At 28.0% G+C, this 711-nt stretch carries 1 protein-coding gene; it reads left to right on the forward strand.

The window, feature by feature from the left end; genetic code table 11:
• The coding region (locus FNW38_RS17130; RefSeq protein WP_143388939.1) for an OmpA family protein at positions 1-192 on the forward strand (192 nt) is incomplete at its 5' end.
• Positions 193-711 lie beyond the last annotated feature (519 nt).

A 711-nucleotide genomic window follows, 5' to 3' on the forward strand; every position in this document is an offset into this window, starting at 1 on the left:
GAAGCCTTATCCGACAGAAGAGCTAAATCGACCATAAACTGGTTAATTAAAAATGGGGTAGCCAAAAACAGATTAGTTGGCAAAGGCTATGGAGAAAACCTATTGGTAAACAATTGTTCAGACGGGGTAAAATGTTCCGAAGAAGAACATCAATTCAATAGACGCAGCGAATTTATAATCACTGCCTTATAATATTATTGCTTTATAACATATCATTAAATTTTACAGAAGCTGCCTTTAATTAGGTAGCTTTTTTTTTTAAGGCCAAAACCAAAATTGACTACAACAACTGGACTAATCGATACTTTCGACTTTCTTTTACGAAAAACTTCATTTCATCGATTATTTAAGCTAGTTGGTAGACCATTTGAATATAAATAAACTATTTTAATTAACTTTGACATAGTATTAGAACTTGTCAAAAATCAATTTTGAATTAATCCCCAAATAACAATCAAAATTGAATGTTTATAAAAAACCTATTTAGTTTTTCAAATTCTGTTGAAACTTAAATAATGATAGTAGTCTGCAACCATAAATCAATTTTGAATTAATCCCCAAATAATCGTCAAAATTGAATGTTTATAATAAACCTATTTAGTTTTTCAAATTCTGTTGAAACTTAAATAATGATAGTAGTCTGCAACCATAAATCAATTTTGAATTAATCCCCAAATAATCGTCAAAATTGAATGTTTATAATAAACCTAT

The sequence above is a fragment of the Flavobacterium gawalongense genome (assembly GCF_007097265.1).
Classification (GTDB): Bacteria; Bacteroidota; Bacteroidia; order Flavobacteriales; family Flavobacteriaceae; genus Flavobacterium; species Flavobacterium gawalongense.